Genomic DNA, 1,029 nt, shown 5'->3' with positions numbered 1-1,029 from the left:
ACTCTCCTGGTCCGCAACCTGCTCGCGGGCCTGCGCGCGGTCCCGGAGGAGACCCGGCAGGCGGCGCGCGGCCTCGGCTACGGCCCCATCCGGCTGCTGCTCACCGTGGAACTGCCCCTCGCCCTGCCCGCCGCGATGGCCGGGCTGCGCATCGCCACCGTCTCCGCGGTCTCCCTGGTCACGGTCGGCGCGATCGTCGGCTACGGAGGGCTCGGCAACCTCGTCTACGCGGGCATGAACACCTACTTCAAGGCCCAGGTGCTCACCGCGTCCGTGCTCTGCGTGCTGATCGCGATCGCCGCGGACCTCCTGCTGCTGGGCGTACAGCGGCTGATCACCCCCTGGACCAGGGCGGCCGGCGCATGAGCACCCTCACCGCCACCTGGGACTGGCTCGCCGACCCCGCGCACTGGTCCGGCGACAACGGCGTGTGGCACCGGCTGCTCCAGCACCTCCTCCTCACCGTCGTCTGCCTCGTCCTGAGCTGCCTGATCGCGCTGCCCGTCGCCCTGGTCCTCGGCCATCTCGGCCGGGGCGGAGCGCTCGCCGTGAACATCTCCAACGTCGGCCGGGCCGTGCCCACCTTCGCCGTGCTGGTCCTGCTGCTGCTCACCCCGGTCGGCAACTGGGGCGAGGGCCCCACCGTCGTCGCCCTGGTGCTGTTCGCGGTGCCGCCGCTGCTCACCAACGCCTATGTCGGGATGCGCGAGGTCGACCGGGGAGTGGTCCAGGCGGCCCGGGGCATGGGCATGACCGGCCGCCAGCTGATGTTTCACGTGGAACTGCCCCTTTCGCTCCCTTTGCTGATGAACGGGGTGCGGATCGCCGCCGTACAGCTCGTCGCCACGGCGACCATCGCGGCGCTCGCGGGCGGCGGCGGGCTCGGCCGGATCATCACCGCGGGGTTCAACCTCGCCAGCACGCCCCAGGTGGTCGCGGGCGCCCTGCTGGTCGCCGTGTTCGCGCTCCTCGTGGAGAGCGGCTTCGAGATCGCCGAACGGCTCGGGCCCGCCTGGGCGAGGGGAGGAC

General features: G+C 72.7%; 2 protein-coding genes. Both read left to right on the top strand.

Annotation, left to right across the window (positions count from 1 at the left end):
• A partial coding sequence (locus tag ACPC54_RS42360) for an ABC transporter permease (protein WP_498973117.1) occupies positions 1-366 on the top strand: 366 nt, incomplete at its 5' end.
• Positions 363-1,029, top strand: a 667-nt coding sequence (locus tag ACPC54_RS42355; protein WP_498973115.1) for an ABC transporter permease, incomplete at its 3' end; no start/stop codon positions are given. The genes ACPC54_RS42360 and ACPC54_RS42355, both read left to right, overlap by 4 nt.

Origin of the sequence: Kitasatospora sp. NPDC094028, from assembly GCF_049543595.1 — a bacterium.
GTDB lineage: Bacteria > Actinomycetota > Actinomycetes > Streptomycetales > Streptomycetaceae > Kitasatospora.
The sequence above is the reverse complement of the archived record's forward strand: the minus strand, read 5'-3'. Positions and strand labels throughout refer to the sequence as shown.